This window comes from Variovorax durovernensis, assembly GCF_977011995.1.
The window spans coordinates 5781126-5805896 of sequence record NZ_CDRNCW010000001.1 but is presented as its reverse complement, the minus strand read 5'-3'; the positions used below and the strand labels follow the sequence as shown (position 1 = coordinate 5805896).

Annotated in this window: 20 protein-coding genes; 19 read left to right on the top strand and 1 reads right to left on the bottom strand. The window is 68.3% G+C overall.

Annotation, left to right across the window (positions count from 1 at the left end):
- Positions 1-10 precede the first annotated feature (10 nt).
- On the top strand, positions 11-1225 hold the full coding sequence (locus tag ACWV14_RS27485; protein WP_454904664.1) for a class I SAM-dependent rRNA methyltransferase: 1215 nt from the start codon (positions 11-13) through the stop codon (positions 1223-1225).
- A gap of 96 nt (positions 1226-1321) precedes the next feature.
- Entirely contained in the window at positions 1322-2377 is a 1056-nt protein-coding gene (locus ACWV14_RS27480) for a CobW family GTP-binding protein (protein ID WP_422088282.1), read from the top strand.
- Between the two features lie 135 nt (positions 2378-2512).
- On the opposite strand, the gene ACWV14_RS27475 is transcribed toward ACWV14_RS27480, so the two are convergent.
- A complete protein-coding gene (locus tag ACWV14_RS27475) occupies positions 2513-4006 on the bottom strand; it encodes a YdgA family protein (protein WP_454904662.1) in 1494 nt (497 codons plus the stop codon).
- A gap of 553 nt (positions 4007-4559) precedes the next feature.
- On the opposite strand from ACWV14_RS27475, the gene dksA reads away from it, so the two are divergent.
- From dksA to ACWV14_RS27390, 17 genes are all read left to right on the top strand, one after another.
- Complete coding sequence (gene dksA, locus ACWV14_RS27470) at positions 4560-5357, top strand: RNA polymerase-binding protein DksA (protein ID WP_409196334.1); 798 nt, start codon at positions 4560-4562, stop codon at positions 5355-5357.
- 45 nt (positions 5358-5402) lie between these two features.
- A complete protein-coding gene (locus tag ACWV14_RS27465) occupies positions 5403-7067 on the top strand; it encodes an STAS domain-containing protein (RefSeq protein WP_454904660.1) in 1665 nt (554 codons plus the stop codon).
- A 58-nt stretch (positions 7068-7125) separates the two neighbouring features.
- Complete coding sequence (gene hslV, locus ACWV14_RS27460; RefSeq protein WP_093126143.1) at positions 7126-7671, top strand: ATP-dependent protease subunit HslV; 546 nt, start codon at positions 7126-7128, stop codon at positions 7669-7671.
- Positions 7672-7673: 2 nt separating this feature from the next.
- A complete protein-coding gene (gene hslU, locus ACWV14_RS27455; protein ID WP_454904658.1) occupies positions 7674-9002 on the top strand; it encodes an ATP-dependent protease ATPase subunit HslU in 1329 nt (442 codons plus the stop codon).
- Positions 9003-9275: 273 nt separating this feature from the next.
- Complete coding sequence (gene mraZ / locus ACWV14_RS27450) at positions 9276-9704, top strand: division/cell wall cluster transcriptional repressor MraZ (protein ID WP_081270207.1); 429 nt, start codon at positions 9276-9278, stop codon at positions 9702-9704.
- Positions 9705-9712: 8 nt separating this feature from the next.
- Positions 9713-10636 carry a 16S rRNA (cytosine(1402)-N(4))-methyltransferase RsmH gene (rsmH, locus tag ACWV14_RS27445; RefSeq protein WP_081270172.1) on the top strand — a complete coding sequence of 308 codons (924 nt, stop codon included), beginning with the start codon at positions 9713-9715 and terminating at the stop codon, positions 10634-10636.
- Between the two features lie 94 nt (positions 10637-10730).
- Entirely contained in the window at positions 10731-11090 is a 360-nt protein-coding gene (gene ftsL / locus ACWV14_RS27440; protein WP_106935707.1) for a cell division protein FtsL, read from the top strand.
- Positions 11087-12841: a peptidoglycan D,D-transpeptidase FtsI family protein gene (locus tag ACWV14_RS27435; protein ID WP_454904655.1), complete on the top strand. Its 1755-nt coding sequence runs from the start codon at positions 11087-11089 to the stop codon at positions 12839-12841. Before ftsL ends, ACWV14_RS27435 begins: the two co-directional genes overlap by 4 nt.
- 2 nt (positions 12842-12843) lie before the next feature.
- Positions 12844-14400: a UDP-N-acetylmuramoyl-L-alanyl-D-glutamate--2,6-diaminopimelate ligase gene (locus tag ACWV14_RS27430; RefSeq protein ID WP_454904653.1), complete on the top strand. Its 1557-nt coding sequence runs from the start codon at positions 12844-12846 to the stop codon at positions 14398-14400.
- Positions 14397-15839: a UDP-N-acetylmuramoyl-tripeptide--D-alanyl-D-alanine ligase gene (locus tag ACWV14_RS27425; RefSeq protein ID WP_454904651.1), complete on the top strand. Its 1443-nt coding sequence runs from the start codon at positions 14397-14399 to the stop codon at positions 15837-15839. Before ACWV14_RS27430 ends, ACWV14_RS27425 begins: the two co-directional genes overlap by 4 nt.
- 15 nt (positions 15840-15854) lie before the next feature.
- Positions 15855-17033 (top strand): phospho-N-acetylmuramoyl-pentapeptide-transferase, encoded by a 1179-nt coding sequence (gene mraY, locus ACWV14_RS27420; protein ID WP_081270177.1) that lies wholly within the window; start codon positions 15855-15857, stop codon positions 17031-17033.
- 7 nt (positions 17034-17040) lie between these two features.
- Positions 17041-19170 carry a UDP-N-acetylmuramoyl-L-alanine--D-glutamate ligase gene (murD, locus tag ACWV14_RS27415; RefSeq protein WP_454904649.1) on the top strand — a complete coding sequence of 710 codons (2130 nt, stop codon included), beginning with the start codon at positions 17041-17043 and terminating at the stop codon, positions 19168-19170.
- Entirely contained in the window at positions 19167-20465 is a 1299-nt protein-coding gene (gene ftsW / locus ACWV14_RS27410; RefSeq protein WP_454904647.1) for a putative lipid II flippase FtsW, read from the top strand. Before murD ends, ftsW begins: the two co-directional genes overlap by 4 nt.
- Positions 20462-21523 carry an undecaprenyldiphospho-muramoylpentapeptide beta-N-acetylglucosaminyltransferase gene (gene murG, locus ACWV14_RS27405; protein WP_454904645.1) on the top strand — a complete coding sequence of 354 codons (1062 nt, stop codon included), beginning with the start codon at positions 20462-20464 and terminating at the stop codon, positions 21521-21523. Before ftsW ends, murG begins: the two co-directional genes overlap by 4 nt.
- Positions 21520-22995 (top strand): UDP-N-acetylmuramate--L-alanine ligase, encoded by a 1476-nt coding sequence (murC, locus tag ACWV14_RS27400; protein WP_454904644.1) that lies wholly within the window; start codon positions 21520-21522, stop codon positions 22993-22995. The genes murG and murC overlap by 4 nt, the downstream gene beginning before the upstream one ends.
- The gene (locus ACWV14_RS27395; protein WP_454904642.1) at positions 22992-23963 is read left to right on the top strand and encodes a D-alanine--D-alanine ligase; all 972 of its coding nucleotides are present in this window, start codon (positions 22992-22994) and stop codon (positions 23961-23963) included. Before murC ends, ACWV14_RS27395 begins: the two co-directional genes overlap by 4 nt.
- A gap of 2 nt (positions 23964-23965) precedes the next feature.
- Positions 23966-24754 (top strand): cell division protein FtsQ/DivIB, encoded by a 789-nt coding sequence (locus ACWV14_RS27390; RefSeq protein ID WP_454904640.1) that lies wholly within the window; start codon positions 23966-23968, stop codon positions 24752-24754.
- Positions 24755-24771: the final 17 nt, after the last annotated feature.

Here is a 24771-nt window from a genome sequence, read left to right as displayed (position 1 = left end):
GCAACAACCAATGAAAACCCTTCGCCTCAAACCCGGCAAAGAGCGCTCGATGCAGCGCCGCCACCCCTGGGTCTTCGAATCCGCCATTGCGCGCGGCGGTGCCGACTCCGGCGAGACGGTGCGCGTCGAGTCGCACGACGGCGCCTTCCTGGCGTGGGCCGCCTTCAGCCCGGCCTCGAAGATCCGCGCGCGGGCCTGGAGCTTCGTCGAAACACAGCGCATCGACGCCGCCTTCCTCGCGTCGGTGTGCGCCCGCGCCGTGACCGCGCGCGGCCTGTTCGATCTGCAGAGCGACGGCGTGCGGCTGGTGCACGGCGAGGCCGACGGCCTGCCGGGGCTGATCGTCGACCGCTACGGCGACACGCTGGTGGCGCAGTTTCTGTCGGCCGGCGTCGAGCGCTGGAAAGACGTGCTGGCCGACGCGCTGCTCAAGGCCACGGGCCTCGCCAAGCTCTACGAGCGCTCCGACGCCAGCGGCCGCGAGCGCGAAGGCCTGAAGCCCGTCACCGGCTGGCTGCGCGGCGAAGGCCCGACCGAAATCGTCATTCGCGAGCACGGCTGGAAGCTGTCGCTCGACATCGCGACCGGCCACAAGACCGGCTTCTACCTCGACCAGCGCGACAGCCGCCAGCGCTTTGCCGAACTGGCGCAGCACCGGCGCTTCCGGCGCGTGCTGAACTGCTTCTGCTACACGGGCGGCTTCACCGTCGCGGCGCTCGCGGGGCTGAAGGCCGCGAACGCGCTGCAGGGCGCGCAGCTGGTGTCGGTCGATTCGTCGCTGCCCGCGCTGGAGCGCGCGCGCGGCCACCTGGCGCTGAACGGCTTCGAGGGGCAGGGCATAGAGACCGAATTCCTCGACGCCAACGTGAACACGGTGCTGCGCGAGTTCATCGACCAGGGCCGCACCTTCGACGCCATCGTGCTCGATCCGCCAAAGTTCGCGCCCACGGTGGCGCATGCCGAGCGCGCGGCACGGGCCTACAAGGACATCAACCGCCTGGCGCTCAAGCTGCTGGAGCCGGGCGGCGTGCTGCTGACCTTCTCCTGCTCGGGCGGCATCAGCGCCGACCTGTTCCACAAGATCGTGGCCTCGGCCGGGATCGACGCCGGCGTGGACGGCTACATCGCCGAGCGGCTGGGCGCGGCGCCCGACCATCCGATGACCATCGAGTTCCCGGAAGGGGAGTACCTGAAGGGCCTGGTGGTGGTCCGGAAGCCGGCTTGACCCTGCCGGCAACGCAACTCAGTGGCATTGGCTAAACTGCCTGCCAAGTCTTTTTTCGCCCCTTTTCCTGTTTTCCGCTTCCGGAGCACTCCCCACATGGCCCTCATTCCCGCGACCATCCTCACCGGCTTTCTCGGCTCTGGCAAAACCACGCTGCTCAAGCGCATCCTGACCGAGGCCCACGGCCAGAAGATCGCGGTCATCGAGAACGAGTTCGGCGAGGAGAACATCGACAGCGACATCCTCGTCACCGAGTCGAAGGAGCAGATCGTGCAGATGAGCAACGGCTGCGTCTGCTGCACCATCCGCGAAGACCTGCGCGAGGCGCTGCAGCTGCTGGCCGCCAAGAAGCGCCAGGGCCTGCTGGACTTCGACCGCGTGGTGATCGAGACCACCGGCCTGGCCGACCCCGGCCCGGTGGCGCAGACCTTCTTCATGGACGACGAGATCGCCGAGAGCTACCTGCTCGACTCGATCCTCACGCTGGTCGACGCCAAGCATGCGCCGCAGCAGCTCAACGACCGCCAGGAAGCGCGCCGCCAGGTGGGCTTTGCCGACCAGATCTTCATCAGCAAGAGCGAGCTGGTGTCGGCCGAAGAGACCGATGCGCTCATTCACCGCCTGAAGCACATGAACCCGCGCGCGCCGCAGCAGAAGGCGCATTTCGGCGACGTGCCGCTGAAGGACATCTTCGACCTGCGCGGCTTCAACCTGAACGCCAAGCTCGACATCGACCCCGACTTCCTGAAGGAAGACGACCACGACCATCACGACCATGACCACGCGCATGGCGAGCACTGCGACCATCCCTCGCACAAGCACGAAGGCGGCCACGGGCACCACCACCACACGGACGACGACGTGAAGAGCTTCGTCTACAAGGCCGACCGTCCGTTCGACCCGGCCAAGCTGGAAGACTTCCTGGGCGCGATCGTCAACATCTACGGCCCGCGCATGCTGCGCTACAAGGGCGTGCTGAACATGAAGGGCACCGAGCGCAAGGTGATCTTCCAGGGCGTGCACCAGCTCATGGGCAGCGACCTGGGCCCGGAGTGGGGCAAGGACGAGGCGCGCCAGAGCCGCATGGTGTTCATCGGCATCGAGCTGCCGCGCGAAATTCTGGAGCAGGGCCTGGAGCAGTGCCTGGTCTGAAGCCCTGACTTGCTCCCTTCCCCCGCTGGGGGAAGGTCGGGATGGGGGCAGGCCTGCGAACAGGCGCCATGCTTTTCGGGAGGCCGTCGTGCCCCCACCCCGCCCTCCCCCAGCGGGGGAGGGAGACATACCCTGCTACTTGCCCAGCCCGCCCAGCGGCTTGCCGTTGATCTTCAGGTTGCCGTCGCTGAACTCGACCTGGCCGGTCACGTCGTCGCCGTCGCGCTTCACGAAGCCGCTCTGCTCGCCCTGGGCGACCAGCAGCGCCACGGTTTCGGGCGGGGGCGTCTGGCCGCTCTCGGCGCCGGTTGCGGCCAGCTTCTCGATCCACTGCATCGGCAGGCGCGCATTGGCCTTGAGCACGCCGCGCTTGAGCAGGAGCGCGGTGCCGGGCAGCTGCAGGTCTTCGTCGGTCACGCCGGCCATGCTGGCCGTGTAGCCGAGTTCGCCGCGCTTGCCGTCGATTTCGACCAGCATCTTGTCGATGCCGGCCTCAGGGCCGTACTTGGCCATGGCCTTGAGATCCGGCGAAAGCTGGTCCACCAGCGCACTCATGGCGGCCTGGGAAGCCTTGCTGCCGCCCTTGCCGCAGCCGTTGGCGGCGCTCGACTGCATCCAGGCGTCGGCCAGCTTCTTGTAGCCGGCGGCATGGATGCGGCGCGCGCTGCTGGTCAACTCGAACTTGTCGATCTTGGTGGCGCCGATCTTGCCGGCGCCCCTGAGGGTGCCTTCGGACGCGTAGAGCCCGTCCTTGATGCTGGCGCCGCCCACCAGGTCGATGCCCTGCAGCAGCACGGTCGGCAGCGGTTTGCGCGGCGTGGTGTCGTCGCCGTTGCCCGCGCCCAGGCCCTTGGGTGCAGCGAATTCGACCGTGTCGAGGCGGCCCTCGGTCTTGCCGGTGGCCAGGAACCAGCCGGCGCTGCTGTCCATGTCGGCCTTGGCCGTGAGCTTGCCCATCTTCATGGTCAGGCCGCTGCGGGTGTCGTTGAAGTCGAAGCCGGGCATCGTCAGCTCGTAGCGCACCTGGGTGCGCGCGGCATTCACGTCCATGCGCAGCTGCGCACCCTGCCATGCCATCTGGCCCTTGCCGTCTTCGGCGAGCCTGGCGGGCGCCACCGTCAGGTCGCTGGTGAAGGCGCCGCTGAAGGCGACCTTGGTGCGGGCGGTAAGCGGCTTGGCCTCGCCGAACAGCTTCTTCGCGTCGGCCTGGGTCTTGGCGTCGAGTACCAGTTCGCTGTCGATGGTGGCCGCGGCGAGCGTGCCGCCGGCCAGCGGGCCGTGGTGGATGGTGTCGCGGATGGTGAAGCGCAGCGGCTTGGCGGGCGCGGCTTCGGCTTCTTCCTCCGGCTCTTCATCGGGTTCCTCGCCGGCGGCGGGTTTCTGCGCGGCGGCTGTGGCCGCGGCGTCGGGCGCGCAGCCGATTTCGAGCGTCACGGTGCTGACGGCACCGAGGAAGCCGCGGTCGTAGCTGCGCTCCACCACCCGCACCAGCGCGGTCTGCTTCGGAAGTTCTTCGAATGCGGTGTCGTAACGCGACTTGACCTGCGAACCGGCCCACCAGGTGCTGCCCCCGTAGGCCACCGCGATGGCTGCGGCCAGGACGCCCAATACTGCTGCTTTCTTGCTCAAGACTTGCTTTCTTTTGTCGAATGATCGGATGGCCCGCGCTGCCAAAGGGCAATGGCGGGTTTGCGTCACCCTCTCCAGTGACGCCGCGCGATGCTAATGGACGCGACCGGCACCCGGACACATCGCCCGCGCTTTCGAGTTCTCTATACAATCGCGCGCCTGTTCCGGCAGCCATACCCCGTCCCAGCGGACAGGATGTGGCATCCGGCACGGGGCGCCGCACGTTTCTGGTGGGCTTTCGGGGGTATAACCCCGGGGTTCGCCGTTGGCGAGCACCCCGACAACGTGGAGCCGGCGCGGCCTGAAAGCCGCAACCGGTTCCCATGGGAGGAGACACCCAGTGAAAGCGCGTTCCAGTTCGACCAAGGAGCCAGTCACCGTGAAGAAACCCGCCGCCAAGGCCACGCCAGCAACCAAGCCCGCCGCAAAGAAGGTGGCGGCTGCGAAGCAGGCTGCACCTGCGGCAAAAAAAGTTTCCGCCGCAGTGCCGGACCCCACGGCGAAAGAGAAAAGCGCGCCGACCAAAAAGACCGCGGCAGCACCGGCCAAAGCCGTGACCGCTGCCAAGAAATCCGCCAAGCCTGCAACTGCCGCAACCAAGAGCGCAGGCGCGGGTACCTCGTCATCCAAACCCGTCGGCCGCCCTGCTGCCGTTCCTTCTGCTTCCCCGATCCCCATGAAAAAAACGGCTGCCGCCTCCACTTCCGCCCCGGCGACACCCTCGATTCCCGCTCAAACCGCCACGCCCGCACCCGCTGCGCGTGGTGGCCGCGTGTCCCGGCTGTCGCAACTGACCGTTCCCTCGATGCCGCAATCGGTGGCATCGACCGCCGCCAAGTCCAGCTTCTCGCAGGCACCCTCCACCGCGCTGGTGCCGCCGCCGCCCCTGGCCGTGAAGAAAGACCCGAAGCTGGTCAACAACTGGAAGACCAAGTCCGCCAACGAGCTGAGCGACGCCGAAGTCATCGCCATGCCCGACGACGAGTACATGAACGAAAAGCAGATGGCGTTCTTCCGCCTGAAGCTCGAAGAACTCAAGCGCGGCATTCTCGAGAACGCCGGCGAGACCACCGAGCACCTGCGTGAAGACACCGTGGTCGTGCCCGACCCGGCCGACCGCGCCACCATCGAGGAAGAACACGCCCTCGAACTGCGCACCCGCGACCGCGAGCGCAAGCTGCTCAAGAAGATCGAGCAGTCGATCCAGCGCATTGACGCCGGCGACTACGGCTACTGCGACGAAACCGGCGAACCCATCGGTGTCGGCCGCCTGCTGGCCCGCCCGACGGCCACGCTGTCGCTCGAAGCGCAGCAGCGCCGGGAACTCAAGCAGAAGATGTTCGGGGACTGATCGGGAAGAAGGTCGCAAGAACCCCCGTCTGCAAGCTTTCGTCGAATGGCAAAGGAAGAGTCGGGCCGCCTTTTCTCCAAGGTGGCCAAGTTTGTCCGCAATCCGCTGAAGGATTGGTCGGAACTGGATGAGCCCGCCCAGTCGGATTCCTCGCTGCCCGAGCAGACCTACAACAGGGAAATGCTCAAGGAGATGATCGAACGGCGCCAGCGCAACGATTTCGTGCGCCGCCGCGAGTTCGACATGCTGCGCAAGCTGCGCCAGCGCGAGGCCGCCGCCCACGCCTTCGACCCGACCGTCACGCCGTCGTCGTTCAATCTCAACAGCTCGTCGGAAAAGCTCGAAGGCCGCGCGCTCACGCTCAAGAAGATCGACGAGATCGAGCAGCAGATGTCGCAGCAGTGGTGGAAGGGGCGCGGCCCGAACGGCGAGGCGCTGGTCAACCCGCCGCCCGATGCCGGCGCCGAGACGCTGCCGCCCGCGCGTGCCGACGATGCGCCCGACACCCAGACCGACCAGCCTCACAGCGTTGGCGCGCCCGCCGCGGCGGTGCCGGCCGGGGACGCGGCTGTGGCTGCAGGCGCGGCGCCGGTGCCGCTGTCGCGGCTGGCGCACGACGGCGCGCTGGAGGAGGCGGTCATCCGCTTCGCGCACGGCGACGACACCGGCGCCGAAGCCATCCTGCTGCAGGCCCTGGCCTCCGAGAGCGCCCCGGCCACCGAAGCCGAGGGCAGCCCCGCCGCCGAGCGCGACGACAGCCGCTGGCGTGCCCTGTTCGACCTGTACCGCGCGACCGGCGATGCCGCCAAGTTCGCCGCCGCCCGCATGCGCTACGCGCAGCGCATGCGGCGCATGGGCCCCGACTGGGTCTCGCTCGAGGAACTGGCCCGCAGCGTCAAGGCCGTGGCCGCCAGCGAAGAGGCCGGCGCCGCCTCCGAAGGCGCCACTCATGCCGACTGGGTGTCGCCCGCCCTCCTGGCCCGCGAAGGCCTCGTGGAGCTCACGCGGGCACTGTCGAAGGCCGGTTCGGTCTGGACGCTCGACTGGCGCGCCCTGACCGCCATCGGCGCCGACGCCGCAGCGCCGCTGCGGGTGCTTTTCACGCACTGGGCCGATTCGCCGGTGCAACTGCGCTTCATGGGTTCCGCCCAGCTGCTGGCCGTGCTGTCCGAGGCCGCGCCCAACAACGACCGCAGCACCGAAGACGTCTGGTGGCAGCTGCACCTGGCGGCGCTGCGCATGATGCACCTGCCCGACGATTTCGAGCTGGTGGCGCTCAACTACTGCATCACCTATGAGGTGTCGCCCCCCTCGTGGCAAGACCCGCGCGGCGAATGCGCCTCGCTGGCCGCGCCGCCGGCGAGCCGCCCCAGCTCGGTGTGGTCGCTGCTGTCGGTCGGTGGCGATTCCGAGAGCTTCCCGTCCACCGACAGCGGTTTCGCAGCGCTGGCGGGCGACCTGCGGGGCGAGTCCCTGTCGAGCTGGCAGCGGCTCGACAACGACCTGCGCCACACCGCGGCGCCCGTCATTTCCTGCGCCGCGCTGCTGCGCATGGACCTGGCCGCCGCCGGCGCGCTGCTGAGCTGGGTGCGCACGCGCGACGCCAACGGCGAGCGCGTGCAGTTCGTCGACGCGCACCGGCTCATCGCCGCGCTGTTCACGCTGGTAGGCATTACCGATCACGCCACGGTCGCGGTTAGAAAAAACTAAGTCGCCTGGCGGCCTTGCCGCGGGTTGCATTGCCCCGGGCCATCCCCAGATGGCTTCGATGGAACAGTTTCACGGCACCACCATCGTGAGCGTGCGCCGCAAGACCCCCCAAGGCGACCAGGTCGCCATCGGCGGGGACGGGCAGGTCACTCTCGGCAATATCGTCATCAAGGGCACGGCGCGCAAAGTGCGCCGGCTTTATCACGGCAAGGTGCTGGCCGGCTTTGCCGGCGCCACCGCCGACGCCTTCACGCTCTTCGAGCGCTTCGAGGCCAAGCTTGAAAAGCACCAGGGTCACCTGACCCGCGCGGCCGTCGAGCTCACCAAGGACTGGCGCACCGACCGCGTGCTGCGCAAGCTCGAGGCCATGCTCGCCGTGGCCGACGCCACCACCTCCCTCATCATCACCGGCAACGGCGACGTGCTGGAGCCCGAAGACGGCGTGATCGCCATCGGTTCCGGCGGCGCCTATGCCCAGTCGGCGGCCAAGGCGCTGATCGAGAACACCGAACTCTCTGCCGAGCAGATCGTGCGCAAATCGCTGGGGATCGCCGGAGAAATCTGCATTTACACGAACATGAACCACACCGTGGAAGCGCTCTGACCATGTCCATGACCCCCCAGGAAATCGTCTCCGAGCTAGACAACCACATCGTCGGCCAGCCGGCCGCCAAGCGCGCCGTGGCCATCGCCCTGCGCAACCGCTGGCGCCGCCAGCAGGTCGACGACAAGCTGCGCCACGAGATCACGCCCAAGAACATCCTCATGATCGGCCCCACGGGCGTGGGCAAGACCGAGATCGCGCGCCGCCTCGCGCGGCTGGCCGATGCGCCCTTCATCAAGGTCGAGGCGACCAAGTTCACCGAGGTGGGCTACGTGGGCAAGGACGTCGATTCCATCATCCGCGACCTCGCGGAGATCGCCGTCAAGCAGACGCGCGAATCCGAGAGCGCCAAGGTGCGCGTGCGTGCCGAGGATGCCGCCGAGGAGCGCATCCTCGACGCGTTGCTGCCCCCGGCGCGCGGCGCCGACGGCGCGCCCCCGGCGCTCGATACGCCCAATCCCACGCGCCAGGCCTTCCGAAAGAAGCTGCGCGAGCACCAGCTCGACGACAAAGAGATCGAGCTCGACCTCGCCGAGACCCGCACGCCGCTGGAAATCATGGGCCCCGCCGGCATGGAGGAAATGACCGAGCAGCTGCGCGGCATGTTCGGCCAACTGGGGCAGGGCAAGCGCAAGACCCGCAAGCTCAAGATCGGCGAGGCGATGCGCCTGCTGATCGACGAAGAGGCCGCCAAGCTGGTCAACGAGGACGAGATCCGCACGCAGGCCATTGCCAACGCCGAGCAGAACGGCATCGTCTTCATCGACGAGATCGACAAGGTCGCCACGCGCAGCGAAGCGCAAGGCTCCGACGTGTCGCGCCAGGGCGTGCAGCGCGACCTGCTGCCGCTGGTGGAGGGCACGGCCGTCACCACCAAGTACGGCGTGGTGCGCACCGACCACATGCTGTTCATCGCGAGCGGCGCGTTCCACCTGAGCAAGCCGAGCGACCTGATCCCGGAACTGCAGGGGCGCTTTCCGATTCGCGTCGAGCTGCAGTCGCTCTCGGTGTCGGACTTCGAGAGCATCCTCACGCAGACCCGCGCGTCGCTCGTGAAGCAGTACCAGGCGCTGCTCGCCACCGAAGGCGTGACGCTCGAATTCACACCCGAAGGCGTGAACCGGCTGGCGACCATCGCCTTCGAGGTAAACGAGCGCACCGAGAACATCGGCGCGCGCCGTTTGTCGACGGTGATGGAGCGCCTGCTGGATGAGGTAAGCTTCGACGCGACCCGCCTTGAAGGCCAATCGATCCGCATCGATGCCGCCTACGTCGACCAGCGCCTCGCGGCACTAAGTCACGACGAAGATCTTTCGCGCTTCATCCTCTGAAGCTGCCCTTTGGTTCCCCCTGTAACGGGGGAATCCTTCACGCATCACTTTCACTGCGTGGGCTAAGTACTTAATTCTCAACGAAATTCGCCGATTCCACGGATTTGGAATCGGCGCTAAGTCGTTGATTCCATTACAAAAAATACCCCGAACGGCCAGTTGCGTCCGAAGTGTTTCCTGCTACAGTGCAAAAAAGTGCAGTTAAGTGGGAAAAAGTGCGGGTAGTGCCCCCTTCGGGTGCCGCAGCACTCCCAACACAGGGGTTTCGTGGTCGTGTTTCAAGGCGCTTCATCGCTCAGTCTGGATGCCAAGGGGCGGCTCTCCGTGCCGACCCGGCATCGTGACGTCCTGAGCGCCACGGCAGGCGGCCAGCTCACGATCACCAAGCATCCGCACGGATGCCTGATGGTGTTCCCCCGTCCCGAATGGGAAAAATTCCGCGAGCGCATTGCCGCGCTGCCGATGTCGGCGCAGTGGTGGAAGCGCGTCTTCCTGGGTAACGCCATGGACGTCGAGATGGACGGCACCGGCCGCATCCTGGTGTCGCCCGAACTGCGCGCGGCCACCGGCATCACGCGCGAGACGCTGCTGCTGGGCATGGGCAACCACTTCGAACTCTGGGACAAGGCCACCTACGAGGCCAAGGAGGCCGAGGCCACCCAGGGCGAGATGCCGGATGTGTTTCAGGACTTCGCGTTCTGAGGATTCACGTGACTACCCCATGGACCCATACGACCGTCTTGCTGAACGAAGCGGTGGAAGCCCTTCTTTCCGGCAGCACGGCGGCAACCGGCACCTACGTGGACGCCACCTTCGGGCGGGGAGGGCATGCGCGTGCAATCCTCTCCAGGCTGGCGCCGGAAGGCAGGCTGATCGCATTCGACAAGGATGCGGAAGCAGTGGCCGAAGCAGCGCGCATCTCCGATGCGCGTTTTTCTATCCGCCACCAGGGATTCCGCTCGCTGGGCGAACTGCCCGACGCGAGCGTCGACGGCTTGCTGATGGACCTGGGCGTGAGCTCGCCACAGATCGACAACCCGGTGCGCGGTTTCAGTTTTCGTTTCGACGGCCCGCTCGACATGCGCATGGACACCACGCGCGGCGAGAGCGTGGCCGAGTGGCTGGCAACGGCCGAACTCCAGCAGATTGCAGAGGTGATCCGTGACTATGGCGAAGAACGGTTTGCTGTTCAGATTGCAAAGGCGATTGTTGCTCGCCGACAAGAACGGGGCCCAATTTCAACCACCACCGAACTGGCCGAGCTCGTGGCTGGCACGGTCAAAACCCGCGAGCAGGGCCAGAACCCTGCAACGCGCACATTTCAGGCTTTTCGGATTTTCATCAACGCCGAGCTTGAAGAGCTGCAACAGGCGCTAGAAGCGAGCCTTTCCGTGCTGAAGCCCGGCGGCCGGCTTGCGGTGATCAGCTTCCATTCGCTGGAAGACCGCATCGTCAAGCAGTTCATCGCCAAGCACTCGAAGGAGGTCTACGACCGCCGCGCGCCCTTTGCCGCCCCCAAGGTGATGAAGCTGAACGCGCTCGAGCGCATCAAGCCTTCCCAGGCCGAGGTGAGCGGCAATCCGCGCTCGCGCAGCGCGATCCTGCGCGTGGCCGAACGCACGGAGGCCGCATGAGCGCCGCCCGGCCGCCCGAAGGCGCTCGCCCCCTCGCTTGCGAGGGGGAAGGCGCAGCCACGCAGTGGCGCAGCCTGGGGGGGCTTCTTTAATCATGGCCCGGATCAACCTACTGCTGTTGCTGGCTGTGATTGCCACGGCGCTGTACCTCGTTCACACGCAGTACCAGTCGCGCCAGCTCTACACCGAGCTCGACCGCGTGCAGCAGGAAGCTCGCCGCCTTGAGCTGGACCGAGACCGCCTGCAGGTCGAGAAGCGTGCACAGGCCACGCCGCTGCGCGTCGAGAAGCTCGCCAAGGAGCAGCTGCAGATGCGCACCACCTCGCCGGCCATCACGCAGTACGTGCGGCCCGACGGCTCGGTGATCCCGGCCGTGGCGCCGCTGCCGCCGGCCACGCCCGCGGGCGCCAAGCCGGCCGCCAAGCCCGCCACCGCAGCGAGGGCCGCACGATGACCCGAGGCAACCGCAGCGTGCGCTACACCACCAGCCCCTTGCTCGCGAGCAAGACGCCGGTGTGGCGCAGCAAGTTCATCGTGGCCGGCATCGCCTTCGGCTTCGTCATGCTGGCCGCCCGCGCCGCGTACGTGCAGGTGTTCAACAACAGCTTCTTCCAGCGCCAGGGCGAGGTGCGCTTCGCGCGCACGCTCGAGATGCCGGCCAACCGCGGCCGCATCCTCGATCGCAACGGCCTCATCCTCGCCTCCAGCGTGGTGGCGCCCAGCATCTGGGCCATTCCCGAAGACATCGAGCGCGACGACCCCGAGGTGCGCGCCAAGCTCAAGCAGGTGGCCAAGCTGCTCGAGATGCCGCAGAAGGACTTCGACAAGAAGCTCGAGGACGAGGACAAGACCTTCGTCTGGGTGAAGCGCCAGGTCGACGAGCCCATCGCCAAGCAGATCGCAGCGATGAACATCAAGGGCCTCTACCAGCGCAAGGAATACAAGCGCCAGTACCCCGAGGGCGAGGCCGCCGCGCACGTGGTGGGGTTCACCAACGTGGAAGACAGCGGCCAGGAAGGCATCGAACTCGCGTTCAACAAGGAGCTGGGTGGCAAGGCCGGCTCGCGCCGCGTCATCAAGGACCGCCTGGGCCGCGTGGTCGAGGGCGTGGGCGAACTGGTGCCGCCGCTCGACGGCCAGGACATCCAGCTCAGCGTCGACAGCAAGGTGCAGTTCTTCGCCTACCAGAAGCTGCGCGACGCCGTGATCGCGCGCAAGGCCAAGGCCGGCAGCGTGGTGGTGCTCGACTCCACCACCGGCGAGGTGCTGGCGCTGGCCAACTACCCGAGCTACGTGCCCGACAAGCGCCAGAACCTCACCGGCGAGCAGCTGCGCAACCGGGCGCTCACCGACACCTTCGAGCCCGGCTCGACCATGAAGCCCATCACGGTCGGCATGGCCCTGGAAGCCGGCCGCGTGAAACCTTCGACGGTGATCGACACCGCCCCGGGCCGCTACCAGATCGGCGGCTTCACCATCAGCGACACCCACAACTACGGCTCGCTGACGGTCGAGGGCGTGATCCAGAAGTCGAGCAACGTGGGCGCGCTCAAGATCGCCCAGAAGATGACTCCGCACGAGATGTGGGACACCTACACCGCGCTCGGCTACGGCCAGAAGCCGCAGATCCAGTTCCCCGGCGCGGTGACCGGTCGCCTGCGCCCCTGGAAGACCTGGAAGCCGGTCGAGCAGGCCACCATGGCCTACGGCTACGGCCTGTCGGCTTCGCTGTTCCAGATGGCGCATTCGTACACCTCGTTCGCGCACGACGGCTCGCTCATTCCGGTCACCATCCTCAAGAACTCCGAGCCGCCGGCCGGCGTGCGGGTGTTCTCGCCGTCGAACGCGCTGGCCGTTCGCAAGATGCTGCAGATGGCCGCCGGCCCCGGCGGCACCGGCACGCGCGCGCAAACGGTGGGCTATTCGGTCGGCGGCAAGTCGGGCACGGCCCACAAGCAGGTCGGCAAGGGTTACGCCAGCAACAAATATCGTGCGTGGTTCACCGGCATGGCGCCGATCGAGAAGCCGCGCATCATCGTCGCCGTGATGATCGACGAGCCCACCGACGGCCAGTATTTCGGCGGCCTGGCAGCGGCTCCCGTGTTCAGCGAAGTCGTGCAGCAGACCCTGCGCATGATGAACGTACCGCCCGACCTGGCGGTCAAACCGCTTGTGATGACGCAGGGCGTCGACGAGAGCTTCTGAACATGCTGACCTTCACTTCCCCCCAACTGGTGGCCGCCTGGCTGAAGGAGCGTGCACCGCAGGCTGCGATGCATGCCGACAGCCGTGCCGTGGGCGCGGGCGACATCTTCGTCGCCTGGCCCGGCGCCGCCACTGATGGCCGCAAGCACGTGGCGTCCGCGCTGGCGCAGGGCGCCGTGGCCTGCCTGGTCGAGCACGAGGGCGTCGAGGCCTTCGGCTTCGATGGTGACGAGCGCATCGTGAGCTACCCCGGCCTCAAGGCCGCCACCGGCCCGATCGCCTCGGCCTTCTACGACAACCCCTCGGCCTTGCTCGACGTGCTGGCCGTGACCGGCACCAATGGCAAGACCTCCACCGCCTGGTGGCTGGCCGAATCGCTCTCCACGCTGCGCGCGGCGGGCGGCGTGCGCGCGATGAAGCCCGACGGCACGATGCAGCGCGACGCGCCGTCGCCCTGCGCCGTGATGGGCACGCTCGGCATCGGCGTGCCGCCCGAACTGACCTACACCGGCCTGACCACGCCCGACCCGGTGATGATGCAGCGCGAGCTGCGCGCGCTGGTCGAGCGCGGTTTCGGCGCCTGCGCCATCGAGGCCTCGTCCATCGGCATCGCCGAGCGCCGGCTCGACGGCGCGCAGATCGCGGTGGCCGTGTTCACCAACTTCACGCAGGACCACCTCGACTACCACGGCAGCATGGACGCCTACTGGCAGGCCAAGGCCGAGCTGTTTCGCTGGCCCGGCCTGCGCGCGGCGGTGATCAACATCGACGACACGCACGGCGCCAGCCTGTGCGCGAACCTGATCGACGCCGGCATCGGAGCGCTCGACGTCTGGACCGTCTCCGCCGGCGGCAAGCCGGCACGCCTCGTGGCGCGCGACATCGGCTACGACGCGCAGGGCCTGCAGTTCTCGGTTTCCGAAAGCGGCACCGACGCCGTCGAGCACCTGTCGACCGGCCTGATCGGCCAGTACAACGTGGCCAACCTGCTCGGTGTGCTCGGCACCCTGCGCGCGCTGGGCCTCACGCTGGCGCAGGCCGTGGCCGCCTGCGCCAACCTCACCAGCGTGCCGGGCCGCATGGACCGCGCCGGCACTGGCGAGGGCGCGCCGCTGGCCGTGGTCGACTACGCGCACACGCCCGACGCTCTGGACAAGGCCCTGATCGGCCTGCGCCCGCTGGCAAAACAGCGTGGCGGTGCACTGTGGTGCCTGTTCGGCTGCGGCGGCGACCGCGACCCGATCAAGCGCCCGATGATGGCCGCCGTCGCCGAGCGCCAGGCCGACCGCGTGATCGTCACCAGTGACAACCCGCGCAGCGAAAAGCCCGACGCCATCATCAGCCAGGTGCTGCTCGGCTTCTCCGGCCCTGAGGTCGCACAGGTGCAGCCGGACCGCGCCATCGCCATCGCCGACGCGATCGCGCAGGCCGCCCCGCAAGACGTCGTGCTGATCGCCGGCAAGGGCCACGAGGCGTGGCAGGAAATCGCCGGGCAGCGCATCGAGTTCTCCGACAAGGCCCATGCGCTGCAGGCGCTGGCAAAGCGAGGTGGCGCATGACCGATACCACGCCGCTCGGCATTACGCTGGCACAGGCGCAGCAATGGATTCCCGGCTCGCGCCTGGTGGGTGACGCCTCGACCGTCATCGCCCGCGTGCACACCGACACCCGCACGCTCGCGCCCGGCGACCTGTTCGTCGCGCTCAAGGGCGAGCGCTTCGACGCCAACGAATTCCTCGCCGAGGCGAAGAAGCAGGGCGCTGTCGCCGCCATCGCCCATCACGGCCTCGAGGCTGCGGGCCTGGCCGGCCTGGAAGTGTCCGACTCGCTGGCAGCGCTGGGCGCGCTCGGCGCTGGCTGGCGTGCCCAGTTCGACCTGCCGCTGATCGCAGTGACCGGCAGCAACGGCAAGACCACGGTCACGCAGATGATCGCGGCCATCCTGTTCGCCTTCCGGGCCGAACGCGCGCTGGCCACGGCCGGCAACTTCAACAACGAGATCGGCGTGCCGCTCACGCTGCTGCGCCTGCGCGCGCAGCACCAGCGCGCGGTGCTCGAACTGGGTATGAACCACCCGGGCGAGATCGCTCGGCTGGCCGCCATTTCGCGCCCGACCATCGCGCTGGTCAACAACGCGCAGCGCGAGCACCAGGAATTCATGGCCACCGTCGAGGCGGTGGCCATCGAGAACGCCTCTGTGTTCGCGGTGCTGCCCGACGACGGCACGGCCGTCTTCCCGCATGGCGACGCCTTCACCTCGCTGTGGACCGACATGGCGCACGCCGGCGGCTCGCGCCGCTGCATGACCTTCGGCGAATCGGAAGACGCCGACATCTCGCTCGACGGCGCCGAATGGAAGCAGGGCGCCTGGGCCGTGCGCGTCCGCACGCCGCTGGGCGCCTTCGATGCGCGCCTGCACATCGCCGGCCGGCACAACGTCATCAACGCCCTGGCCGCCACGGCCTGCGCGCTCGCGGCCGGCGTGTCGACCGACATCATCGCCGCGGGCCTGAGCGCCTTCGAGCCGGTCAAGGGCCGTTCGCGCGCCAGCGAGATCGTGGTGGCCGATGGCCGCGCGGTCACGCTGGTCGACGACAGCTACAACGCCAACCCCGATTCCGTGATTGCCGCCATCGACGTGCTCGCCGCCCTGCCGGGTCCGCGCCTGCTGGTGCTCGGCGACATGGCCGAGGTGGGCGAGCGCTCGACCGAGTTCCACGCCGAAGTCGGCGACTGGGCACGCCAGCGCGGCATCGAGGCTGTCTACACCCTCGGCAGCGCGACGGCCCACACCGTCGCCGCGTTCCGGGGCGATGCCGACGGCCGCCATTTCAACGAGTTCGACGCGCTCGGCGCCGCCGTGCTCGCCCGGCTGCCGCATGTCGGCAGCGTGCTCGTCAAGGGATCGCGCTCCATGAAGATGGAACGCGTGGTCCAGGCCATCGAGGCCCAGGCACGACAACCACAACAACAAAAGGAGGCCGGTCATGACGCATGAGCCGCGCGAAACCACATGCTGATGACCCTGGCCCAATGGCTGCAGACGCTCTCGCCCGAATTCGGGTTCTTGCGCGTTTTCCAGTACCTCACTTTCCGCGCGCTGATGGCCGCGCTGACCGCGCTGGTGGTCGGCCTGGTGGCGGGGCCGTATGTCATTCGCCGCCTGGCCGCGCTCAAGATCGGCCAGCCGGTCCGCGGCTACGGCATGGAAACGCACCTGACCAAGAGCGGCACGCCGACCATGGGCGGCGTGCTCGTGCTGTTCTCCATCGCGCTGTCGACGCTGCTGTGGTTCGACGTGTCGAACCGCTTCGTGTGGATCGTGCTGTGGGTCACGATGGGCTTCGGCGCCATCGGCTGGGTCGACGACTGGCGCAAGGTGGTGCGCAAGGACCCGGAAGGCATGCGCTCGCGCGAGAAGTATTTCTGGCAGTCGGTGGTCGGCCTGCTCGCCGGCTTCTACCTGCTGTTCAGCATTTCCGAAAGCTCCAACTGGCGCGTGCTGCAGCTGTTCTTCGCGTGGGTGCAGTCGGGCTTCGACCTCAGCTTCCCGCCCAAGATCAACCTGCTGGTGCCCTTCTTCAAGGAAGTGAGCTACCCGCTGGGCGGCATCGGCTTCGTGGTTCTGACCTACCTGGTGATCGTGGGCGCGAGCAATGCGGTGAACCTGACCGACGGCCTCGATGGGCTGGCCATCATGCCGGTGGTGATGGTCGGCTCGGCGCTGGGCGTGTTCGCCTACGTCACGGGCAGCGCGGTGTATTCCAAGTACCTGCTGTTCCCCAACATCCCGGGCTCCGGCGAGCTGCTGGTGTTCTGCTCCGCCATGGCGGGCGCGGGGCTCGCGTTCCTGTGGTTCAACACGCACCCGGCGCAGGTCTTCATGGGCGACGTGGGCGCGCTGGCGCTCGGCGGCGCGCTGGGCACCATCGCGGTCATCGTGCGCCAGGAGATCGTGTTCTTCATCATGGGCGGCATCTTCGTGGTCGAGGCGATCTCGGTGATGGCCCAGGTGATGTACTTCAAGTACACCAAGAAGCGCTACGGCGAAGGCCGGCGCGTACTGAAGATGGCGCCGCTGCACCATCATTTCGAGAAGAGCGGCTGGCGCGAGACGCAGGTCGTCGTGCGCTTCTGGATCATCACGATGCTGTTGTGCCTCGTGGGCCTTTCGACGCTGAAGCTGCGGTAACGGAAACATGCGGCACCTGAAAGACCTCCACGTTCTCATCCTCGGCCTCGGTGCGTCCGGGCTGGCGATGGCGCGCTGGTGCGCGCGGCACGGCGCCGTCGTGACCGTGGCCGACACCCGCGAGGCGCCCGCCTCGCTGGCGACGCTGAAGGCGGAATGGCCCGATGTGGCGTTCGTCGGCGGTCCGTTCACGGCCGCGCTGGTCGAAGGCACGCCGATCCGCGCGGTGTATCGCTCGCCGGGCCTGTCGCCCGCGACCATCGCTCCGGTGGCCGATGCCGCGCGGGCCATGGGCCTGCCGGTCGGCGGCGAACTCGACCTGTTCGCGCGCGCGCTGTCGGACTTGCGGACCGTCGAGGTGCCGGTGGTGGAAGCCGAGCCGGAATCCGAAGCCGTGCCTGAAGCGCCCGTGGAAGTTGCCGAGGCGGAGCCTCAGGCAGAGCTGCCGCTGGAAGAGCCCGTGGCCGCCGAACCGGCCGAGGCCGTGGCCGAGCCGGTGCAGCAGCCCGAGCCCGCCGCCGAACCCGCGACGCCCGAAGCCGCTGCCGAACCCGCGCCTGAGCCAAGCGCTCCCGCACAGGCCGAGGCCATGCCGCGCGATCCTTCGCTGAGCGTTGCCGTGCCGCAGCCTCCGGAAGCCGACGCGCCTTCTGACGCTCCCGAGTCGAGCGCCGAAGCTGTCGAAACCCCGGAAGCACCAGCCGCAGCGCCCGAAGCCTCCGAGCCTCCGGCCGCGACCCTGGCGCCCGCCAGCCCGGCACCCGCGCCCGCTACCGTTTCCCGCCTGCCCGCCACCGGCAAGCCCTACGTTCCCACGGCCGCCAAGGAAGCCGCGGAGTTCGTCGCCAAGATCGCCGAGCTTTCCGCCACCAATCCGGCCTCGGCCGCCGTCGAGGAAGAATCGCCGCAGCTCGAACTGGCCCCGCCGGTCGAGCCCGAAGCGCCCAAGGGCTACACGCCCGCGGTGCTCGCCATCACCGGCACCAACGGCAAGACCACCGTCACCTCGCTCACCGGCCAGCTGGTCGAGCGCGCGGGCAAGACCGTGGCCGTGGCCGGCAACATCGGCCCCACGTTGCTCGACACGCTGTCCGCGCACATCGACGCCGGCACGCTGCCCGACGTGTGGGTGCTCGAGCTCTCCAGCTTCCAGCTCGATGGCGTGCAGGACTTCGAGCCGACCGCCGCGACCGTGCTCAACCTCACGCAGGACCACCTCGACTGGCACGGCGACATGCCGGCCTACGCGGCGGCCAAGGCGCGCATCTTCGGTGCGCGCGGGCTGATGATCCTCAACCGCGACGACGCCGGCGTGATGGCGATGCTGCCCGCGCCCGTCCGGGTCAAGCTGCAGCGTCCGCAGATCCGCACGCACGTCACCTTCGGCGCCGCGATGCCGCTGCGCCCGGGCGACTACGGCATCGAGCGCGTCAACGGCATGGCCTGGCTGGTGCGCGCGCTGGAAGCCGACGAAACCCAGAAGCGCAAGCGCGGCGCCGTGGTCGAGGAAGAAATCTTCCTGCAGCGCCTGATGCCCGCCGATGCGCTGCGCATCCGTGGCCGCCACAACGCCATGAACGCGCTGGCCGCCCTCGCGCTCGCGAGCGCCGCCGGCTGCCCGCTCGGCCCCATGCTCTACGGCCTGCGTGAGTACCACGGCGAGCCGCACCGCGTGGAACCCATCGCCATCGTCGACGAGGTCGAGTACTTCGACGACAGCAAGGGCACCAACGTCGGTGCCACCGTGGCTGCGCTGGCCGGCCTGGGCGAGGAGCGCCGCGTGGTCGTGATCCTCGGCGGCGAGGGCAAGGGACAAGACTTCGAGCCGCTCGCCGCGCCCGTGCGCCAGTACGCGCGCGCCGTGGTGCTCATCGGCCGCGACGCGCCGATCATCGAAGCCGCGCTGGCTTCCACCGGCGTTTCGCTGATGCACGCCGGCTCGATGGAAGAAGCCGTGCAGGCCGCCGCCGCCCGCGCCAACCCTGGCGATGCAGTGCTGCTGTCACCGGCCTGTGCGAGCTTCGACATGTTCAGGGACTACGAGCACCGCGCCGATGTCTTCCGCGAGGCCGTGCAGGCCTGGGCGGACAGCCCGCGCGGACTGGGCGATTCTTCGACGACGGAGGAGCAGCTTTGAACTCTGCCGCATCGGGCGCCACGCCCAACGCACGCACCAGCCGCTTCGGTGGCTGGTTCAGGCGCGCCCGCAGCGGCATCGACGCGCTGCCGGTGCACCTGCCCGTGCGGCTGGGCGGCGCCGGCATCGCGCAGACCAAGGCCACGCCGATGCGCGTGCTGGGCTTCGACCAGGCGCTGGTCTGGGTCACGGTCGCACTGCTGACCTGGGGCCTGATCATGGTGTATTCGGCCTCCATCGCGCTGCCAGACAATCCGCGCTTCGCGCGCGCCGGCTACAGCGCCTCTTACTTCCTCACGCGGCACGCGGCTTCGGTGGTGTTCGCGTTCGTCGCCGCGCTGCTGACCTTCCAGATCCCGATGAAGACCTGGGAGCGCGCCGCGCCCTGGCTCTTCGTCGCGTCGCTGCTGCTGCTGGTGGCCGTGCTCATTCCGCACATCGGCATCAACGTGAACGGCGCGCGCCGCTGGCTGCCGATGGGCTTCATGCGCTTCCAGCCCTCGGAGCTGGCCAAGCTCGCGATGGTGCTCTATGCCGCCAGCTACATGGTGCGCAAGATGGAGATCAAGGAGCGCTTCTTCCGCGCCGTGCTGCCGATGGGCATCGCGGTGGTGGTGGTCGGCATGCTGGTGATGGCCGAGCCCGACATGGGCGCGTTCATGGTGATCGCGGTGATCGCCATGGGCATCCTGTTCCTGGGCGGCGTGAACGCGCGCATGTTCTTCGTTATTGCCGCGCTGGTGGTGGTGGCCTTCGGCACCATCGTCGCGACCAGCCCGTGGCGCCGCGAGCGCATCTTTGCGTACCTCGACCCGTGGAGCGAAGAGCATGCGCTGGGCAAGGGCTACCAGCTGTCGCACTCGCTGATCGCCATCGGGCGCGGCGAGATCTTCGGCGTGGGCCTGGGCGGCAGCGTCGAGAAGCTGCACTGGCTGCCCGAGGCGCACACCGACTTCCTGCTCGCCGTGATCGGCGAAGAGTTTGGCCTGATCGGCGTGCTGCTGATCATCGGCCTGTTCCTGTGGCTCACGCGCCGCATCATGCACATCGGCCGCCAGGCCATCGCGCTCGACCGTGTGTTCTCGGGCCTGGTGGCTCAGGGCGTGGGCGTGTGGATCGGATTCCAGGCGTTCATCAACATGGGCGTGAACCTCGGCGCGTTGCCGACCAAGGGCCTGACCCTGCCGCTGATGAGCTTCGGCGGCTCGGCCATCCTGATGAACCTCGTGGCGCTGGCCGTCGTGCTGCGCATCGACTACGAGAACCGCGTGCTGATGCGGGGAGGCCGCGTATGACGCGCACTGCCCTGGTCATGGCAGGCGGCACCGGCGGCCACATCTTCCCCGGACTCGCGGTGGCCGAGGCCCTGCGCGAGCGCGGCTGGCAGGTGCACTGGCTGGGCGCGCCCGGCAGCATGGAAGAAAAGCTGGTGCCGCCGCGCGGCTTCGCCTTCGAGCCGGTGCAGTTCGGCGGCGTGCGCGGCAAGGGTCCGCTCACGCTGTTCCTGCTGCCGCTGAAGCTGCTGCGTGCCTTCTGGCAGAGCCTGGGCGTGGTGCGCCGCGTGAAGCCCGACGTGCTGGTGGGCCTGGGCGGCTACATCACCTTCCCCGGCGGAATGATGGGCGTGCTGATGGGCAAGCCGCTGGTGCTGCATGAGCAGAACTCGGTTGCCGGCCTCGCCAACAAGGTGCTGGCGGGCGTGGCCGACCGCGTGTTCACCGCCTTCCCCAACGTGCTGAAGAAGGCGCAATGGGTGGGCAACCCGCTGCGCGAGGCATTCACCTCCAAGGCCGACCCGGCCACGCGTTTCGCTGGCCGCACCGGCCCGCTGAAGCTGCTGGTGGTGGGCGGCAGCCTGGGGGCGCGCGGCCTCAACGCCGTGGTGCCGAAGGCGCTGGCCCGCATCGAGCCGGCCGTGCGCCCGCAGGTGCTACACCAGAGCGGCGCCAAGCAGATCGACGAACTGCGCGCCAACTACACGGCGGCCGGCGTCGAAGGCGAACTCACGCCCTTCATCGAAGACACGGCGCAGGCCTATGCGGACGCCGACATCATCGTCGCGCGCGCTGGCGCCAGCACCGTCACAGAAATCGCGGCCGTCGGCGCAGCAGCGCTGTTCGTGCCTTTCCCTTCGGCGGTCGACGACCACCAGACCACCAACGCGCGCTTCCTCGTCGACGCGGGCGGCGGCTGGCTGGTGCAGCAGGCCGACCTCACTCCTGAATTGCTGGCTGACTTGCTACAGAACACAGAGCGCACCGCGCTGATCGACAAGGCCGCGAAGGCCAAGACCATGCAGAAGACCGAAGCCGTCGAGGCGGTCGTCCGCGCCTGCGAGGAGCTTGCAAGATGAAGCACGCGATCCGTCACATCCATTTCGTGGGCATCGGTGGTTCCGGCATGAGCGGCATCGCCGAAGTGCTGCTGAACCTGGGCTACAAGATCACCGGCTCCGACCTGGCCGACAGCGCCACGCTGCGCCGTCTCGCGGGCCTGGGCATCGGCACCTTCGTGGGCCATGCCGCCGCGCACATCGACGGCGCGGACGCGGTCGTCACCTCCACCGCGGTGCAGTCGGACAACCCCGAAGTGCTGGCCGCGCGCGAGAAGCGCATTCCCGTGGTGCCGCGCGCGCTGATGCTGGCCGAGCTGATGCGCCTGAAGCAGGGCATTGCCATTGCCGGAACGCACGGCAAGACCACCACCACCAGCCTGGTGGCGAGCGTGCTCGACGCCGCCGGCCTGGACCCGACCTTCGTGATCGGCGGCCGCCTGAACAGCGCGGGCGCGAATGCGCAGCTCGGCAGCGGCGACTACATCGTGGTCGAGGCCGATGAATCCGACGCTTCGTTCCTGAACCTGCTGCCCGTGATGGCGGTGGTCACGAACATCGACGCCGACCACATGGAGACCTACGGGCACGACTTCGCGAAGCTCAAGAAGGCTTTCGTCGACTTCCTGCACCGCATGCCGTTCTACGGCGTGGCCATTCTGTGCACCGACGATCCGGCGGTGCGCGAGATCGTCGCCAGCGTGACCTGCCCGGTGACCAGCTACGGCTTCGGCGAAGACGCCCAAGTGCGCGCCCTCGACGTGCGCGCCGTCGGCGGCCAGATGCATTTCACCGCGCAGCGCCGCAACGGCGTGACGCTGCCCGACCTGCCCATCGTGCTGAACCTGCCCGGCGAGCACAACGTGCGCAACGCGCTGTCCGTGATCGCGGTGGCGGTGGAACTCGGCATTCCCGACGAGGCGGTGCAGCGCGGCCTGGCGGGCTTCAAGGGCGTGGGCCGACGCTTCCAGAGCTATGGCGACGTGGCGGTGCAGGGTGGCGACGCCGCTGCCGGCACCTTCACCGTCATCGACGACTACGGCCATCACCCGGTCGAGATGGCAGCCACCATCGCGGCCGCTCGCGGCGCGTTCCCGGGGCGCCGGCTGGTGCTGGCCTTCCAGCCGCACCGCTACACCCGCACGCGCGACTGTTTCGAGGATTTCGTCAAGGTCATCGGCACGGCCGACTCCGTGCTGCTCGGCGAGGTCTATGCCGCCGGCGAGGCACCCATCGTGGCGGCAGACGGCCGCACGCTGGCACGCGCGCTGCGCGTGGCGGGCAAGGTCGAGCCGGTGTTCGTCGACGACATCGCTGCCATGCCGCAGGCCATTCTCGACAACGCCCGCCCGGGCGACGTGGTGCTCTCGATGGGCGCCGGGTCGATCGGCGCGGTGCCGGCCAAGGTGGTCGAACTCGGCGCGGCTGCTGTTGCCGCAGGCGCCACGTCCTCAACATCGCAGCGCGATTCGCGCAAAGGGAGGGCCGCATGAGCCTTCAGGACCCCAAACTCTTCGGCAAGGTCGCCGTGCTGTTCGGCGGCAGTTCCGCCGAACGCGAAATTTCGTTGATGTCCGGCACGGGTGTGCTCGAGGCCCTGCGCTCGCGCGGCGTGGACGCGCATGCCTTCGACCCGTCGCAGCGCGAGCTGGCCGACCTGAAGCGCGAAGGCTTCGCGCGCTGCTTCGTCGCACTGCACGGCCGCCACGGCGAAGACGGCACGGTGCAGGGCGCGCTCGAGCTGCTCGGCATTCCCTACACGGGATCGGGCGTGATGGCCTCCAGCGTGGCCATGGACAAGGTCATGACCAAGCGCATCTGGCAGGCCGACGGCCTGCCCACCCCCAAGTACGTGCGCCTGGCCTTCGACCAGCAAAGCCGCGAACAGGTCATGGCCGTGCCCGACGTGCTCGGCCTGCCGCTGATCGTGAAGCCGCCGCGCGAGGGCTCGTCCATCGGCGTGACCAAGGTCGAGGGCTACTCGCAGATGCAGGACGCGATCACGCTGTCGGCCAAGTACGACGCCGACGTGCTGTGCGAAGAGTTCATCGAAGGCGAGGAAGTGACCTGCGCCGTGCTCGGCCACGGGCTCGATGCGCGTGCGCTGCCGGTGGTGCGCATCGCCGCCCCCGAAGGTGCCTACGACTACCAGAACAAGTACTTCACCGACGACGTGAAGTACCAGTGCCCGAGCGGCCTGCCCGAGGCGGAAGAGCACGAGATCCAGCGCATCACGCTGGCCGCCTACCGCACGCTCGGCTGCCGCGGCTGGGGCCGTGCCGACGTGATGATCCGCGCCAGCGACCGCAAGCCCTTCCTGCTCGAGATGAACACCTCGCCCGGCATGACCAGCCACTCGCTGGTGCCGATGTCGGCCCGCGCCGCGGGCATCGCCTACGAAGAGCTCTGCGTGCGGGTGCTGGCCTCGGCCACGCTCGACGCCAAGGGAGGCTCGCTATAGCCATGGCCGACAGCATCCCCGCGCCCTTCGACGTCAAGCTCATGAACATCGTCGCCAACCTTGCGTTCGCGGCAGTGGCGCTCATGCTGCTTGCGGCGGGCGCATGGTGGGTGCTGCGCCAGCCTTTCTTCCCGATCGTCGGCATCAAGGTGGACGGCGAGGTCACGCACAACAACGCGGTCACGCTGCGCGCCAACGTGGCGCCGCAGCTCAAGGGGAACTTCTTCACCATCGACCTGCTGCGCGCGCGCGCGGCCTTCGAGTCGGTGCCGTGGGTGCGCAGCGCGGTGGTGCGGCGCGAGTTCCCGAACAAGCTGCGCGTGACGCTGACCGAGCAGGTGCCGGTGGCCATCTGGGGCGACGAGGCGGCCTCGAAGCTGATCAACGGCTTTGGCGATGTGTTCGAGGCCAATGTGGCCGAGGTGGACGACAACCTGCCGCGCCTGGACGGCCCGATCGAACAGGCTGGCCAGGTGCTTGGCATGTACCGCGTGCTGCAGCCGCAGTTCAAACCCTACGACTTCAGCATCGACGAGCTCACGCTGTCGAGCCGGGGGAGCTGGAAGGTGGTGCTGGACACCGGCGCCGAGATCGAGCTGGGCCGGGGCCAGAGCGAAGAAGTGTCGGCCCGCCTGCAGCGCTTCCTGAAGACCGTGACCCAGGTCGCGGGCCAGTACCACCGCACGGTGGCGGATGTCGAGGGCGCCGATCTGCGCCACAACGACGCGTATGCATTGCGGCTGCGCGGCGTCACCACGGTCTCGCCAGAGGCCCCAAGAAAAATCAAGTAGCGAATACCGAGGAATCG

Bases quoted from the DNA above. Each gene is read 5' to 3' on its own strand.
- ACWV14_RS27480 (WP_422088282.1), top strand. From the start codon at position 1,322: ATGGCCCTCATTCCCGCGACCATCCTCACCGGCTTTCTCGGCTCTGGC.
- murD (WP_454904649.1), top strand. From the start codon at position 17,041: ATGCGGCACCTGAAAGACCTCCACGTTCTCATCCTCGGCCTCGGTGCG.
- ftsL (WP_106935707.1), top strand. From the start codon at position 10,731: ATGGCCCGGATCAACCTACTGCTGTTGCTGGCTGTGATTGCCACGGCG.
- ACWV14_RS27425 (WP_454904651.1), top strand. From the start codon at position 14,397: ATGACCGATACCACGCCGCTCGGCATTACGCTGGCACAGGCGCAGCAA.
- ACWV14_RS27465 (WP_454904660.1), top strand. From the start codon at position 5,403: ATGGCAAAGGAAGAGTCGGGCCGCCTTTTCTCCAAGGTGGCCAAGTTT.
- ACWV14_RS27430 (WP_454904653.1), top strand. From the start codon at position 12,844: ATGCTGACCTTCACTTCCCCCCAACTGGTGGCCGCCTGGCTGAAGGAG.
- ACWV14_RS27485 (WP_454904664.1), top strand. From the start codon at position 11: ATGAAAACCCTTCGCCTCAAACCCGGCAAAGAGCGCTCGATGCAGCGC.
- murG (WP_454904645.1), top strand. From the start codon at position 20,462: ATGACGCGCACTGCCCTGGTCATGGCAGGCGGCACCGGCGGCCACATC.
- hslV (WP_093126143.1), top strand. From the start codon at position 7,126: ATGGAACAGTTTCACGGCACCACCATCGTGAGCGTGCGCCGCAAGACC.
- ACWV14_RS27395 (WP_454904642.1), top strand. From the start codon at position 22,992: ATGAGCCTTCAGGACCCCAAACTCTTCGGCAAGGTCGCCGTGCTGTTC.
- hslU (WP_454904658.1), top strand. From the start codon at position 7,674: ATGTCCATGACCCCCCAGGAAATCGTCTCCGAGCTAGACAACCACATC.
- ACWV14_RS27435 (WP_454904655.1), top strand. From the start codon at position 11,087: ATGACCCGAGGCAACCGCAGCGTGCGCTACACCACCAGCCCCTTGCTC.
- murC (WP_454904644.1), top strand. From the start codon at position 21,520: ATGAAGCACGCGATCCGTCACATCCATTTCGTGGGCATCGGTGGTTCC.
- mraY (WP_081270177.1), top strand. From the start codon at position 15,855: ATGCTGATGACCCTGGCCCAATGGCTGCAGACGCTCTCGCCCGAATTC.
- ACWV14_RS27390 (WP_454904640.1), top strand. From the start codon at position 23,966: ATGGCCGACAGCATCCCCGCGCCCTTCGACGTCAAGCTCATGAACATC.